General features: G+C 66.4%; 13 protein-coding genes and 1 riboswitch. Of the genes, 8 read left to right on the top strand and 5 right to left on the bottom strand.

What is annotated here, in order from left to right:
* The 6 genes from AC1DD3_RS15960 (at position 1) to AC1DD3_RS15935 (ending at position 5,731) form a co-directional block, all read left to right on the top strand.
* Positions 1–813: a hypothetical protein gene (locus tag AC1DD3_RS15960; RefSeq protein ID WP_230118185.1), complete on the top strand. Its 813-nt coding sequence runs from the start codon at positions 1–3 to the stop codon at positions 811–813.
* A 10-nt stretch (positions 814–823) separates the two neighbouring features.
* Positions 824–1,528, top strand: a complete 705-nt coding sequence (locus tag AC1DD3_RS15955; protein ID WP_230118184.1) for a LacI family DNA-binding transcriptional regulator — start codon at positions 824–826, stop codon at positions 1,526–1,528.
* Positions 1,529–1,957: 429 nt separating this feature from the next.
* Positions 1,958–2,866 (top strand): ABC transporter ATP-binding protein, encoded by a 909-nt coding sequence (locus AC1DD3_RS15950; protein ID WP_476882069.1) that lies wholly within the window; start codon positions 1,958–1,960, stop codon positions 2,864–2,866.
* Positions 2,866–3,777: an ABC transporter permease gene (locus AC1DD3_RS15945; RefSeq protein WP_230118182.1), complete on the top strand. Its 912-nt coding sequence runs from the start codon at positions 2,866–2,868 to the stop codon at positions 3,775–3,777. Before AC1DD3_RS15950 ends, AC1DD3_RS15945 begins: the two co-directional genes overlap by 1 nt.
* Positions 3,778–3,810: 33 nt before the next feature.
* The gene (locus AC1DD3_RS15940; RefSeq protein WP_230118181.1) at positions 3,811–5,211 is read left to right on the top strand and encodes an LLM class flavin-dependent oxidoreductase; all 1,401 of its coding nucleotides are present in this window, start codon (positions 3,811–3,813) and stop codon (positions 5,209–5,211) included.
* A 19-nt stretch (positions 5,212–5,230) separates the two neighbouring features.
* Positions 5,231–5,731: a flavin reductase family protein gene (locus tag AC1DD3_RS15935; protein WP_230118180.1), complete on the top strand. Its 501-nt coding sequence runs from the start codon at positions 5,231–5,233 to the stop codon at positions 5,729–5,731.
* Positions 5,732–5,817: 86 nt separating this feature from the next.
* Here AC1DD3_RS15935 and AC1DD3_RS15930 read toward each other — a convergent pair whose 3' ends face one another.
* Positions 5,818–6,432, bottom strand: coding sequence for a GNAT family N-acetyltransferase (locus AC1DD3_RS15930; protein WP_476882068.1), 615 nt, complete (start codon positions 6,430–6,432; stop codon positions 5,818–5,820).
* Positions 6,433–6,648: 216 nt separating this feature from the next.
* Between AC1DD3_RS15930 and AC1DD3_RS15925 the strand changes: the two genes are divergently transcribed.
* Entirely contained in the window at positions 6,649–7,251 is a 603-nt protein-coding gene (locus tag AC1DD3_RS15925) for an NADPH-dependent FMN reductase (RefSeq protein WP_230118178.1), read from the top strand.
* A 15-nt stretch (positions 7,252–7,266) separates the two neighbouring features.
* On the opposite strand, the gene AC1DD3_RS15920 is transcribed toward AC1DD3_RS15925, so the two are convergent.
* Positions 7,267–8,289, bottom strand: a complete 1,023-nt coding sequence (locus tag AC1DD3_RS15920; RefSeq protein WP_230118177.1) for a bile acid:sodium symporter family protein — start codon at positions 8,287–8,289, stop codon at positions 7,267–7,269.
* A 161-nt stretch (positions 8,290–8,450) separates the two neighbouring features.
* On the opposite strand from AC1DD3_RS15920, the gene AC1DD3_RS15915 reads away from it, so the two are divergent.
* Positions 8,451–9,590, top strand: a complete 1,140-nt coding sequence (locus AC1DD3_RS15915; RefSeq protein ID WP_230118176.1) for a GGDEF domain-containing protein — start codon at positions 8,451–8,453, stop codon at positions 9,588–9,590.
* Between the two features lie 206 nt (positions 9,591–9,796).
* Here the strand turns inward: AC1DD3_RS15915 and AC1DD3_RS15910 are convergent, their stop codons facing one another.
* From AC1DD3_RS15910 to AC1DD3_RS15900, 3 genes are all read right to left on the bottom strand, one after another.
* Complete coding sequence (locus tag AC1DD3_RS15910; RefSeq protein WP_230118175.1) at positions 9,797–10,609, bottom strand: C40 family peptidase; 813 nt, start codon at positions 10,607–10,609, stop codon at positions 9,797–9,799.
* 3 nt (positions 10,610–10,612) lie between these two features.
* A riboswitch (cyclic di-AMP (ydaO/yuaA leader) is annotated at positions 10,613–10,801 on the bottom strand.
* Positions 10,802–10,923: 122 nt separating this feature from the next.
* Complete coding sequence (locus AC1DD3_RS15905) at positions 10,924–12,426, bottom strand: SulP family inorganic anion transporter (protein WP_476882067.1); 1,503 nt, start codon at positions 12,424–12,426, stop codon at positions 10,924–10,926.
* Between the two features lie 6 nt (positions 12,427–12,432).
* Entirely contained in the window at positions 12,433–13,539 is a 1,107-nt protein-coding gene (locus AC1DD3_RS15900) for a GTP pyrophosphokinase (protein ID WP_230118173.1), read from the bottom strand.
* Positions 13,540–13,741: the final 202 nt, after the last annotated feature.

Raw genomic sequence — 13,741 nt, 5'->3', positions numbered from 1 at the left:
ATGAACCGAATTCTCCTCATCGCCCCGGCAGTGCTGCTGTCCCTCTCGCTCAGCGGTTGCACCGGCGGGGTCCAGTCCAGCCCCTCAGCCACCCCGGCCCCAGCCGCCTCTTCGTCTGCGGCCGCCGCAGCAGACCAGGTGCTGGCCCAGGCGGAGGAGGGGCAGGACCTGGGCAACGGCCGGCCGGTGGTCAGCAATGACGGGCTGATGGTGCGCCGCCGCGTGGTGATCGCCGTCCACTCAGAGCTGGACGCCGACGTCGCGGGCATCCGCAAGAAGCTGGAAGCGGCCGCGGGGAACACCAAGCTTTCCAACATCTCCCCGGACGTGCTCGAGCCCGCGGTGCTCCAGCAGGTGGTGCCCGAAGTCATCGTGGCACTCCCCGCCACAGCCACGCTCGACGACGGCCGCGCGATCGTGAACCGCGCCACCCAAGAGGGCACCGGGAAACTTGGCGTCAACAACTTCTTCGTCCTCCCGGCCCTGGTCCACGACCTCCGGTTCAGCGTGGGCTCCGCCAACCCCACGGCATTGTCGGCGGCCGTGGACAGGGAGGGAATCGTCTCCGACGCGCTGGGGAACTATGACACCGCCATTAAGGACGGACAGCTCAGCATCAGCTACACGGGACCGCTCCTGGGCGATGAAATCGTCCAAAGTGTCCGTACCGGCATCGCACGGCCGGCCCACGCGGCGGCGTCCACCGTTACAGTGGGCCCGAGGTCCACGACGGGAACCGGTGTGGACATGGCCATCGAGCCGGAGTGGGATCCGGAACAGCTCGCACCCATTACCGACCACCCGCACAAATGACGGCCGCAAAATGAAGCTTGGATCGAACCCCACTATCCGCGACGTTGCCAACAAGGCCGGGGTTTCCCTGACCACTGTGTCCTACGTGCTGTCCGGAAGACACGGCGGCACCACCAGGATCAGCCAACCAACCCAGGACCGTGTACTCGCCGCCGCAGCCGGCCTGGGCTACGTGGCCAACAAAGCGGCCCGCGGGATGCGGCTGGGCCGGACCGACGTGATCGCCATTGCCGTCGGTGACCTGGAATGGCCTCCGGACCGTGCGCTGGCCACGGCTGCCTCGGCCATCCTCCCGAAGCACGGTTACCAGTCGGTCATCATGCTCGGCGAGGCGTGGCGGCAGTTCATGCTCGCGGGCTGCGCGGACGGGATCATTGTGGCGGGCCTGCCGCGGGACGCCCGTGAGGACGGCACCGTCACGGAGTTGGCCAGGCGAGGAGTCGCGCAAGTCGTCATTTCGACGGCAATGCAGCCGGCCGGTTTTGATGTTCTGGTTCCCGGCGCTGCCCAGCAGGCGTCATCCGCCGCGGGTTCGGAATCGATTCCCGAACGGGCCGTCGCCATGCTCGTGGACCGGTTGGTGGGGAACGCACCGCCCGACGGCGTCCGTGTCGCAGCACCGCGACGGCTGACGCTGCGCGGCACCTCACTGGACGTTTACCGTGCGGTTCCGTCCGCCGTCGACGCCTTCTCCTCCCGGATCGCCCGCACCTAGGCGCGAACGGGGCCTCAAGTGTTCGTCCGCGCTCAAGCTGACGCTGTGCCTCGACGCTGCCGCGTAACAATCAACGTTGGGCGCCTCCCTTGCCCAGCCAGCCCCGGGGTGGCGCGTTTTACGACGGCTCCTGTCACATGCCGTAGCGGTACTTAGTCCCGGCGTCACAATGGCCCCTTGGCGGGCCGGAGCGCCCGAACTCAGCGGCTCAGAAGTCGCTGCGCGTCGCCCTTCTTACGGACTGTTGCCCTGTGTGTCCGCCCCGGCCCGTGACCGCCCGGACGGCTCCGGGCGGAAGCGCATTACGCCCGGTTTCCCCGCGTGAACAGGCCCTTCAGGCGCGCATTCATCTCTGTTCTGATGGTGGACAGAAGCCAACCACCGGCACCATCACGAATCTCAGACGACCTGCTGAAGGGAACCCCCGACATGACCTCCGGTACCGGCCCCCCACCGAAAATAAGCCTCGAGAACATCACCAAGAAATTCACTGTCCGGCCGACCAAGGAGAACCCCGAGGGGTCCGTCCTGACGGCACTCGACGGAATCTCCCTGGACGTGTCCGCCGGCGAATTCATTACCCTCGTAGGCCCGAGCGGCTCCGGCAAAACCACACTCCTTGACCTCCTTGCCGGCCTGACCAAACCGGACACCGGCAGAGTCCTCGTGGACGGCAGGGAAGTCACGGGACCGGGCCGGGACCGCGCCGTCGTCTTCCAGCAGTACGCACTCTTCCCGTGGCGCACGGCGGCAGCGAATGTATCCTTCGGGCTTGAAGGAACGGGCAGCGACGGCAAGCGCTACAGCCGCAAGGAGCGTGCAGAAAAGGCCCGCGAATATCTGGACCTCGTAGGCCTGGGTGGTTTTGAGGACCGGTACCCCCATGAGCTCTCCGGCGGGATGAAACAGCGGGTGGCCATCGCACGCAGCCTGGCCTATGAGCCGGACGTCCTGCTCATGGACGAGCCGTTCGCGGCACTGGACGCACAGACGCGCGAGCAGCTTCAGACGGAACTGCTGCGCATCTGGGCCACCACCGGCAAGACCATCATTTTCATCACCCATGGCATTGACGAAGCCGTTTACCTGGGACAACGCGTGGCGGTGCTCAGTTCCCGGCCTGGCCGGCTCAAGCAGATCGTTGACATCGACGTCGGAGACCGGTCCGGAGATGAGGATGTCCGCTCCAACGCAGCGTTCGTTGAGCACCGGCACAAGGTCTGGTCGCTGCTTCACGACGAAGTCCGGCGGGCACAGGAAGCCGGGCACGCCAAGATCCAGCCGGACGGCTCAGCGCCGGACGAAGCAAGGAACGTCTCCACCGGAAAGGCAGCATGATGAGCACTCCGACACTGACAAAAGATCCAAACACCCTTGCCGCGCCGGCCCCGTCCCCGGCGACCAAAAGACGGGGAATCAAGCCGCGTTCCTGGGCTCCGAATACCGGCGCAGCCCGGTTCCGCTCAGGTGCCAGACGCGCTGGCCGGGGCATCTGGGGCTCCGGCGCCATCATCCTGTTCCTGCTGCTCTGGGAACTTGGCCCCATCTACCTGGCGCCCGCCTCGACACGCGTATTCCTTCCGCCGCTGCATGTGGTGCTTCAGGCCCTGGCCCGCCTCGTCGAGAACGGACAGCTGCAGAACCACCTGGCAGCGAGCCTCACCCGCTCGGCCAGCGGCTTCGGCATCGCCGTGGTGGCAGCCGTGGCCCTTGGCCTGCTGGTCGCCTGGTACCGGTCGCTGGACCAGTTTCTGAATCCCCTGCTGGAAGTCTTCCGGAACACGGCCGCGCTGGCGCTGCTGCCGGTCTTCACACTGCTCCTGGGGATCGGGGAAATATCAAAGATCAGCATCGTGGCCTACGCCGCATTCTTCCCGGTGCTGCTGAACACCATCGCCGGCGTGCGGACCGTGGATCCGCTGCTCATCCGCGCCGCCCGGTCCCTCGGGCTGTCCAACTTCCAGCTCTTCCAGAAGGTCATCCTGCCCTCTGCCGTGCCCACCATCTTCACGGGCATCCGGATGGCCGGGACATCCTCCATCCTGGTGCTCATCGCGGCCGAAATGGTGGGTGCCAAGGCCGGCCTGGGCTACCTGATCGTGAATTCGCAGATGAGCTTCCTCATCCCGGACATGTATGCGGGGATCCTGACCGTTTCGCTGCTCGGCCTGCTGGTCAACTACCTGCTGGTCGCCGTCGAACGTCATTTTTCCCGCTGGCGCACCGCCGTCGGATCCCAGGCCGCCTGAGCGGCGTCAGACTCTTCGAAAAGGAACCAAGCCATGACAAAACCATCCAAGCGCGACGCCGACGGCGGACGCCAGCTGCACCTGAACGCGTTCCTCATGAGCACCGGACACCACGAGGCATCGTGGCGGCTCCCGGAAAGCGACAGCTTCGCGGGCACGCAGGTGGCGCACTTCCAGCAGCTGGCCCGGACTGCCGAGCGCGGAACGTTCGATTCAATCTTCTTCGCCGATTCGCCGGTGCTCCATGGTGATGTTGGCCAGCGACCCTACGGCACGCTCGAGCCCACGCTGCTGCTCAGCGCCATCGCGGCCGTCACGGACCGGATCGGGCTGATCGCCACCGCCTCCACCACCTACAACGATCCTTACAACCTGGCCCGGCGATTTGCCTCACTGGACCACATCAGCGGCGGCCGGGCCGGCTGGAACGTGGTGACCACAGCCGGCGAGGCCGCCGCGCGGAACTTCTCGCTGGAAGACCAGCCGGCGCACTGGCGACGCTACGAGAGGGCGGCCGAATTCCTGGACGTTGCGCGGAAGCTCTGGGACAGCTGGGAGGACGAGGCGCCGGTAGGGGACAAGGCAGCCGGCGTCTGGGCGGACAGCTACCGTGTCCATGCCGTGAACCATACCGGCCGGTACTTCCGGATCCAGGGACCGCTGGACGCGCCCCGTCCGCCGCAGGGCCATCCGCTGATCGTCCAGGCCGGTTCCTCAGAGGACGGAAAGGACTTCGCGGCCCGCTACGCCGAGGCAGTCTTCACAGCGCAGCAGACGCTGGCGGAAGCCCAGCGGTTCTATGCGGACCTGAAAAGGAAGACCGCCGCCGTGGGAAGGGACCCGGAGACGATCAAGATCCTGCCGGGCATCGTCCCCATCATCGGCTCCACCGAGCAGGAAGCACGACGGCTGGAACGCCAGCTCGACGAGCTCATCCACCCCGAGCACGCGCGGAAGCAGCTGGCAGGCGTCCTGAGGGTTTCTCCGGAGTCCCTCCCGCTGGACGCCCAGCTGCCGGAAGACCTCCCCTCGGAGGATGAGATCGAGGGGGCCAAGAGCCGGTACACGCTGATCGTGGAGCTTGCGCGGCGGGAGCGGCTGACCGTCCGCCAGCTCATTGGGAGGCTTGGCGGCGGCCGCGGCCACCGCACGTTCTCCGGCACGCCGGAGCAGGTGGCCGACGCGATCCAGGAATGGTTCGAGAAGGGCGCGGCGGACGGGTTCAACATCATGCCGCCGGTGCTTCCCTCCGGGCTGGACGCCTTCGTGGACCACGTCATCCCCATCCTGCGCGCACGCGGGCTGTTCCGGCGCAAGTACACCGGGCGCACGCTCCGTGAACACTACGGGCTGGCCCGGCCGGCGAACACCTTCGCGGAAGCCGTTGACCTATCCGAACTGACGGGAAGAGAACTCCTTGTTTCTGAATCGTGAGCCCTTGAACCGTGAGCCTTTGAAGCGTGATCTGGACCCGTCCTCGCTGCGCGAAGCCTTCGGCCACGTCCCGTCAGCCGTAGCGGCGTTGTGCACCCTCGTGGACGGGGCTCCGCAGGGAATTGTGGCGTCGACCTTCACCGTGGGCGTGTCATTGGACCCGCCGCTGGTGATGTTTGCCGTGCAGAACAGCTCCCGCACCTGGCCGCTTGTCCGGGCAGGCGGACGGATCGGAGTCTCGGTGCTCGCTGCCTCCCAGCGCGACGTCTGCCGCCAGATTGCGTCGAAATCGGCGGAGCGCTTCGCCGGCGTCGACATCACCACCACCGGGCCGGGGGCAGTATTCCTGAACGACGCCGGGCTCTGGCTCGACTGCTCGGTGGAAAGCGAAGTCCCGGCCGGCGACCACTCGGTTGTCCTGCTTCGCGTCCACGGAACATCGGTCCGGGACAACAGCGGCGATCCGCTGGTCTTCCAAGGCTCTGAGTTCCGGAGCCTGGAGCAGCCGAGCTACGTCTAGCTATTGGTGCTTCCGGGCATGGGCTTCGCCTTACTTGACCGGGGGGCCGAAGGCGAAGCCTACGCCGGCGGGCACCAGCCGGAAAGCTAGAAGTCGATCCGCATCACTACCCGCCGGGGGGGGGTGGGCCTGCTGACCTCGGTGAATCCGGCCTCGGCGAAGATGCTTCGGCTGCCGACGTAGAGCTCGCCCCAGCTGAACTCCTGCCCCGGCTGGGTGATCATCGGATAGCCTTCGATCGCACGGGCGCCGCGCTCGCGGGCGAAGTCGACGGCGGCATTCGCCAGTGCGCGGCTGATGCCGCGGCGCCGGAAGCCGGTGCGGGTGACGAAGCAGGTCACGGCCCAGACGGCGTCGTCGTTTTTGTCTTCGGTCCGGTCTGCCCACGGGACGCGCATCCGGAGCAGGCGCACATATGCCGGGCGGGGCTCCACCGCGCACCAGCCGGCGGGTTCGCCGCCGAGGTAGGCGACGAGCCCGGTCGTGGCAAGTTTCTCTGGACTTCCGCAGCCGGTCTGCGCGCGGAGCCGCCGGGAGCGTTCCTCGACGGGAACTGAGCGCCAGTCCTTGTCCCGGATTTTGAACCACTGGCATTGGCATCTGGAGGCCTCGCCGCGTTGGCCCATGACCGCCTGAAGGTCATCCCAAGGCGTTTCATTGGCGGGCACCACCCGGATTCCCGCATCCGCCCCATCGGTCATCTGTATTGCACCGCCTCCCCAGGACCGACCGCCTCTACGAAACCGGCCGCTTCCCCGTGGCCGGTGGTAACGACGTTGCCAGCGCCGTCCGCGGACGTCAATATCCCCGGAGGTCACCGCGCTGCCCAGCGTCGGGAGGAAGCCCCGGGAAGAACCGCCCCCGGCCATTTGTTTAGTCAATGTGGCAAGCAAACAGTTCCGGAGGGGAGACCTGCCATGACAAGGATCGCGATCGTTCTTGGAAGCACCCGGCCGGGCCGGCTGGGAAAGCCGGTGGCGGACTGGGTCATGGCGCGCGCCGCCAAACGCACTGACGCCCGGTTCGAACTCCTTGACGTGGCCGACTACGACCTCCCGCTGCTCGACGAACCGCTCCCGCCGTCCCTGGGCCACCACGACCAGGAGCACACCAAAGCGTGGGCAGACGCAGTGACCCGGTTTGACGGCTACATCTTCGTGACCGGCGAATACAACCACTCGATTCCCGGTGCGCTCAAGAACGCCCTGGACTACGTCTACGAGGAATGGAACAACAAGGCGGCCGGCTTCGTCAGCTACGGCAGCGCGGGTGGAATCCGCGCCGTGGAGCACCTGCGGGGCGTGGCTGCTGAACTCCAGATGGCCGACGTCCGCGCCCAGGTAGCGCTGCCGCTGGCCACGGAATTTGAGAACTACCGGACCTTCACGCCCTCGGAGATGGCGGAAAAGAACCTGGAAAGGCTTTTCGGCCAGGTGGTCGCCTGGGCAGGGGCGCTGAAGGCGCTTCGCAAACCCGCCGCGGATCCCGGGAACCGTCCGCACTTGGCGGCGTCTGCTTAAGCGTCCGTTTCGCCTCTAGGAATCGCGCAGCGGCTTCCGGGCGAGCCACGCGGCCACGATCGCACCGGAGATGTTGTGCCACAGCGAGAAGACGGCCGACGGCAGCGCCGCCAGCGGGCTGAAGTGAGCGGTGGCGAGCGTTGCAGCCAGGCCCGAGTTCTGCATGCCCACCTCGAAAGCCAGCGCCCTGCGGGCCTTGTCGTCCAGGCGCCCCAGCTTCCCGGCGAGGTGTCCCAGCCCCAGCCCGAAGCCGTTATGCAGAACCACGGCGAGGAACACAATGCCCCCGGCGGCCACGATCTTGCTGGCGCTGCCAGCCACTACCACTGCCACAATCAGGGAAATTACGACGGCGGACGCCCACGGAAGTGCCGGCAGTGCCTTTGCGACCAGGTTCTTGAGGAACAGCCGCGCCAGCAGCCCGGCGATGACCGGCAACAAAACCGTCTTGACGATGTCGAGAACCATGCCCCCGGCGTCGATGCTCAGGAACGATCCGGCGAGGAAGAGCACCAGCACCGGAGTGACGATCGGGGCGATGAGCGTCGAAACGCTGGCGACGGCCACTGAGAGCGCAACATCGCCCTTGGCCAGGAACGCCATCACGTTGGAAGCCGTGCCGGAGGGTGCGCAACCCACCAGGATCAGGCCCACGGCAAGCGCGGGCTCCAAGTGAAGCAGCTGTGCGATCAGCCAGCCCGCTCCGGGCATGATCACGTAGTGGGCAACGATGCCGAGCACCACCGCCCAAGGCCGCTTGGCCACCGCCGCGAAATCCGGCGGCGTGAGCGTCAGGCCCATGCAGAACATGATGATGCCCAGCAGGTAAGGAACGCCGGGGCCAAGCGGTTTGAACGCACCGGGGAGAAGGAAGCCCGCCACGCCGGCGGCGAGCACCAGCAGGGGGAAAACGGTCACGGCGACGCGGGCAATCTTCGCCTCCGCGGCCAGCGCCGGGTTCAGGGGCTCGACGGCGGCGTCAGCGGCGAGCGGAGCGGCGAGCGGAGCGGTTTCGGGTTTTGTTGTTGCCTCAAGCATCCAATAATGCTGACACTGAATTGCGCGTCGGGGAAATTCGTGAACAGATGTCAGACAAATGTGTCGGCGCTTACAAAAATTTTGGTAAGCGTCCTGATAGTTGAGCCTTCAGCGGTGCGATACTGGGTCAGCAATGAATGGGGATTCGGGGGAGATGCGGCATGGTGCTCGACACGGCAACACTGCGGGTTGCCTTTGCCGTGATGGCTCTGGCCCTGGGTCTCTTGTTTTACTTCTCGGCTTTCCGCAGTACGCGCTCCCCGTACAGCGGGTGGTGGTGCCTCGCCTTGCTGCTGTTTCTCTCGGGTTCCGCCTGCTTTCTCCTCAACGGCACGCCCCAGCAGTGGTGGGCCAATACGTTGGGGAATATCCTGCTCGTTGCCGGTGCGTCCAGTGCCTGGGCAGGCGCGCGTTCGCTGCGAACGCCGGGATACAACTTCTGGCTCCTCACCGCCGTGCCCGTCTCCGCGGGAATAGCTTCCGCTGTTGATCACCCCGGTTCGAACATCTGGTCCGGCGGCGCCGTTTTCCTGGCGTCGATGTCCCTGATGATCGGCCTCACGGCACGCGAACTGTGGCGCTTGGAGCCGGGCTATTCAAGGGTCCGTATACCCATGGCCATCGTGGCTGCGGGCGTGTCGGCGTTCTACCTGGGCCGGCTGGTCGTGTTTATCGCCGAGGGCCCGAACAGCCCAACGTTTGTCGCCTACTTCGGGTCCGCCATAACCACGCTTGTCACCATGGTGCTCCTGGCGGTGGTTTCGTTCAGCATGGCCGGGCTCAGTACCGAACAGCAGACGCGGGCGCTGCGAACCGTCGCCACCCAGGACGGCCTCACGGGCCTTCTCAACCGTTCTGCGTTCCTGGACAGAGCAGCCAAGCAGTTGCGCCGCAGCCCGCTGACCGAGAGCTTTGGATCGCTGATCCTGGCGGACCTTGATCACTTCAAATCCATCAATGACACCTACGGCCACGCGGCCGGCGATCTGGCGCTTCGGGCCTTCGCCGACGCCTGCCGCGCGACCGTCCGCTCAACTGACATCGTGGGCAGGTATGGCGGCGAGGAGTTCATCCTGGTGGTACCGGGGGCAAGCCCCTACCGCGCCGAGACCATCACGGCGGAGATCAGCCGTCGGCTCGCCGACGGCGCCCTGCCCGATGTGCCCAGGATGCCCACGGTCAGTTACGGCATCGCGCTGATCGAAGCCGGAACGGCAAGCCTGGACCAGCCGATCGCCGCCGCCGATGCCGCGCTGTACGAGGCAAAGTCCCGGGGGCGCAACCGCAGCGTGCAGGGCTAAGTGGGGCGGGCCCGCCGAGCACGAAAGAGCCGGTGCACCGCTGCCCCCAAGGCAGCGGAACACCGGCTCGTTCCAGCGCGCGGCTCGTTCCAGCGCGCGGCTCGTTCCAGCGCGCGGCTCGTTCCAGCGCGCGGCTCGTTGCAGCGCGCGGCTCGTTGCAGCGCGCGGCTGGAGTGCGCGGTGATGCGCACAGCGAATGCGGGCTGTTAGGCGTGGGCTCGCACGAAGGTGACCGGACCCGTGGCTGTCAGCCAGGACAGCGGGTGCACCACGGTCTCGTTGACACCGTTCATGCCGCCGCTGAGGACCTTGCCTCCGCCGACGAAGATTCCCACGTGGCCGGACTGCACAACCATGTCTCCGGGCTGGGGGGTGGAGACGACGGATCCGTAGTTCATGAACTGCATCGGAGCGAGGTCGCCCACCGGAATGCCGGAAGCGCCCAGGGCCTTCTCCACCATCGCGGTGCAGTCCTGGGTGATCCCCAGCTGTGCGTAGGCCGCCGAGACCATCGAGGCGTTCACGCTGCCGGCTGCTGCTGCGTGAGCAGGAGCCTTTGCGGGGGCCGGGGCGGCCTGGACGGTGATCTTCGGAGCCGGCGCGATTTTCGGTGCCGGAGCGGCAACAGGTGCAGCAATCGGAGCGGCAGCAGGTGCCGGGGCAGCAGCGGGGGTTGCGGGGGCCGGTGCTTCAACCACGGGCGCTTCCACCACGGGTGCCGGGGTGGACTTCACGGCGGGGCGCTCGAAGTCGATCTTGACGCTGGCGTCCGCGCTCAGCGGCGCTTGTACGTGGCTGACGGCTTCGGGGGCCGCGGCCGGGGCCGCGTTCTTCTGGGCCGGGGCGCTGGCGGCGTTCGCTGCCATGCTGCCGGTGAAGGCAAGTCCCGATGCTGCGAGGATGACGGCGGCCTGGCGTCCCAGTCCTCCGGCGTTGGCCGTGACAGCGCGGGAGACGGAAGCGAAGCGGTTTGAACGGCTGGCCGCTGTGCGGCGGGCAGGGGTAGTGCGTGACGACATGAAGGAGCCTCTCCCGATGCCTGCGAGGTGAGCTGTCGGATTCGGATGGGAGACACCCGGCCGCGCGCCTGAACGGAATCAGGAACTGTGCGGCTTCACCCCAAGGCCCGTAGAAACAGGCCGAAAATTGGTTTCCCCGTCTCTGCCGGACATGGTCTTCGAGAGGATCCCGGGCTGCGGCAGAGTTAGGCAATCAGCGCGGGAGCGCCCTCCTCGGTGAGGAAGGCACGGTTTCAACGGTACGCGAGCGAACGCCGAAAGTCACATTAAGGTAACGACACGCTGTTATGTGCGGGATTTTTGGGCTGTATGCATTAGTGCCCGGCGTTGAGTTTACCGGCCAGCCTTTCGCGCATCTGGATGCTGGCAGAGTTCAGGCCGATCAGCTCAACCTCCCGGCCGTGGCGCCGGTACTTCTCCGTCACCGCGTCCAGTACGGCGACGGTGGAGGCGTCCCAGAGGTGCGAGGCGTGCAGGTCGATGACCACTCCGGAGATGCGCGGCTCGGCGTCCTGGGCGTAGTCGAACTGCGTGTAGAGGTCGTTGGAGGAGGCGAAGAACAGTTCGCCGTCTACGGTGTACGTGGCCACGGTCCTGCCGTTCAGCTCCACCTCGGTCCGTTCAACGGTGGCGAAGTGGGCCACGCGCCGGGCGAACATGGCCATCGCCGCGAGCACCCCGACGCCGACGCCGATCGCCAGGTTGTGCGTCGCCACCACGGTGGCCACGGTAATCACCATGACAGCGGTCTCGGACCTCGGCATGCGCTTCAGGGTCTCCGGAGCCACCGAGTGCCAGTCGAAGGTGATAGCCGAAACGAAAATCATGACGGCCACCAGGGCGGCCATGGGGATCAGCCCCACGACGTCGCCCAACACCACCACCAGCACCAGCAGGAAGACGCCGGCCAGGAAGGTGGAGATCCGGCTCCGCGCACCGGAGCTCTTCACGTTGATCATGGTCTGGCCGATCACGGCACAGCCGCCCATGCCGCCCAGGAAACCGGTGAGGATGTTAGCCACGCCCTGCCCCCAGGATTCACGGGTCTTGTTGGAGCGAGTGTCCGTGATGTCATCCACGAACTTGGCTGTCATGAGTGATTCCAGCAGTCCCACGAGCGCCATGGACAGTGCAAAGGGCGCGACCACCTGGAGCGTCTCCCAGGTCAGGGGAACGTTGGGGATGAATACCGAGGGGAGGCTTTCCGGCAGCTGCCCCTTGTCCTGGACGGCGGGGACTTCGATGCCGGTAAGGACGGTGACGACGGTGAGCAGCACGATCGCCACCAGCGGCGACGGCACCGCCGTCGTGATTCGGGGAAGGCCGACGACGATCAGAAGCCCCGCTGCCACCAGCGGATAAACGAGCCACGGGACACCGATGAGTTCAGGCAGCTGGGCCATGAATACGAGGATGGCCAGCGCGTTGACGAACCCCACCATCACGGAGCGGGGGATGAAGCGCATGAGCCGTGTGACGCCGAGGGCAGCCAGCAGGATCTGGAACACGCCGGCCAGGATCACTGCGGAAATCAGGTAGTCCAGCCCGTGGCTTCGCATCAGCGGGGCGATCACCAGGGCCACGGCACCCGTGGCTGCCGAGATCATGGCGGGCCGGCCGCCCACGAAGGAGATGGTCACGGCCATGGTGAAGGAGGCGAACAGGCCGATCCGGGGATCCACCCCGGCGATCACCGAGAAGGCGATGGCCTCAGGGATCAGGGCGAGGGCCACCACGAGGCCTGCCAGCGCCTCGGTTTTGAGGCGGCGCGGGGAGCGGAGTGTTGCCCGGACGGACTGGAGCTGTTCGGGTTTCATGGGTCCCTACTTCTTGGTCTGGCGGTAGCGCTCGATCTGTTTCAGCCGCCGCAGGAGGCTGTCGCGCCGCGGGTGTGGAACGGCGTCGGGCGCCTCTGCAGTGAGGTCAATGTGTTTGGTGCCGTACTGCCAGAGGAGGAGGTCATCCAGCAGCCGGTCCGGGCCGGGGGAGTAGCGGTGGTCCAGGGCCTTGCGGACCTCAGTGATGCGGTTGGCGCTGAGGAGGCCGGCGAGCTGGACCGTCTGGTTCAGGCCGTGGGCTGCCATGAGTTCGGCGGCCCAGCCCCAGTCGTCATCCACTTTTCGGTCTACGTGCGGCAGCAGCGTACGCCAGACGTCGCGGATGCGGTTGGGCGTGAGCTGCGCCGCGCCCTCACCCTCCAGATCCCAGTAGCCGCGGACCTCCTCGTAGCGTTCATGCAGGTCCGCGAAGGCGCTCTCGACGGTTTCCAGCATGGCGGCCGTGGCCGTGAACTGGCGGTCGAAATGCGGAGTCCATGCCCGGGGGTCCTCGGCCTTGAAGCGGATGTCATGCTCGATCTCGCTCCACGCGTGCGCAAACACCGTGCGGATCTGGCATTCGAAGAAGTAGCTGCCGTTGGGCTGTGCTTCGGAGTTTAAGACGTGCTGGTACTCCTTGACGGCCTCGTTCTGGATGGTCCGCAGGATCAGGTGGCGGCTGGAGTAGCCGTAGGTCCCGGACTCAATGGAGCCGATGTCCTTCTCGCGGTCGCCGCGGCAGTCGAACAGCTGGCGCTGCCGTTTGATGAGGTTGGCCACCACGGCGTTTTCCGTGGGCAGCTTGGTGATGACGCGGACGCCCACCATGTCATTGAGCGTGCGGAACGGATCGGGGAACTTCAGCACCCTCGGGCCATCCGGCTCCAGGGACTCCTCAGTCCGCGAGATTTTTTCCCGGAAGGACTCCACGGTCTTGGTGCGGCCGGTGACGAACAGCGGCGTGACCTCGGTGTCCTTAAGCATGGTCCGGAGAGTCAGCAGGACCTCGCGGGTGACAAGCTTCAGGGCAGGCCGGACGCGCTCATAGAGTTCCACGTTTTCCTGCACGGAGTCGCGCTGACTGACGTCCAGGCGATCCCAGTTGCTTGCCATGCTCCCAAACTATCAAGGGCGTGCGACAGTCGCAGGTGTGACACCACCCGCTGCTGCCGTCGTCGGTCAGGTTGTCGGCGGTCTTCAACGCGCGGACGGCCGGGCGGCTCACCCTTCCGCGCGCCGGGAGCGGCGTCACTGTAGGCTCGGCACATGGCTGATGTGCGCCGTCGGACCCCGCTTTCCCATGGACTGCCGGGCA

Source organism: Arthrobacter sp. 05T444 (genome assembly GCF_056395905.1).
This window is presented reverse-complemented; position numbering and strand designations above follow the sequence as displayed.

What these genes read in the sequence shown, in the direction of transcription:
- AC1DD3_RS15960 (WP_230118185.1), top strand. Translation starts at nt 1, where the DNA reads ATGAACCGAATTCTCCTCATCGCCCCGGCAGTGCTGCTGTCCCTCTCG.
- AC1DD3_RS15955 (WP_230118184.1), top strand. Translation starts at nt 824, where the DNA reads ATGAAGCTTGGATCGAACCCCACTATCCGCGACGTTGCCAACAAGGCC.
- AC1DD3_RS15950 (WP_476882069.1), top strand. Translation starts at nt 1,958, where the DNA reads ATGACCTCCGGTACCGGCCCCCCACCGAAAATAAGCCTCGAGAACATC.
- AC1DD3_RS15945 (WP_230118182.1), top strand. Translation starts at nt 2,866, where the DNA reads ATGAGCACTCCGACACTGACAAAAGATCCAAACACCCTTGCCGCGCCG.
- AC1DD3_RS15940 (WP_230118181.1), top strand. Translation starts at nt 3,811, where the DNA reads ATGACAAAACCATCCAAGCGCGACGCCGACGGCGGACGCCAGCTGCAC.
- AC1DD3_RS15930 (WP_476882068.1), bottom strand. Translation starts at nt 6,432, where the DNA reads ATGACCGATGGGGCGGATGCGGGAATCCGGGTGGTGCCCGCCAATGAA.
- AC1DD3_RS15925 (WP_230118178.1), top strand. Translation starts at nt 6,649, where the DNA reads ATGACAAGGATCGCGATCGTTCTTGGAAGCACCCGGCCGGGCCGGCTG.
- AC1DD3_RS15920 (WP_230118177.1), bottom strand. Translation starts at nt 8,289, where the DNA reads ATGCTTGAGGCAACAACAAAACCCGAAACCGCTCCGCTCGCCGCTCCG.
- AC1DD3_RS15915 (WP_230118176.1), top strand. Translation starts at nt 8,451, where the DNA reads ATGGTGCTCGACACGGCAACACTGCGGGTTGCCTTTGCCGTGATGGCT.
- AC1DD3_RS15910 (WP_230118175.1), bottom strand. Translation starts at nt 10,609, where the DNA reads ATGTCGTCACGCACTACCCCTGCCCGCCGCACAGCGGCCAGCCGTTCA.
- AC1DD3_RS15905 (WP_476882067.1), bottom strand. Translation starts at nt 12,426, where the DNA reads ATGAAACCCGAACAGCTCCAGTCCGTCCGGGCAACACTCCGCTCCCCG.
- AC1DD3_RS15900 (WP_230118173.1), bottom strand. Translation starts at nt 13,539, where the DNA reads ATGGCAAGCAACTGGGATCGCCTGGACGTCAGTCAGCGCGACTCCGTG.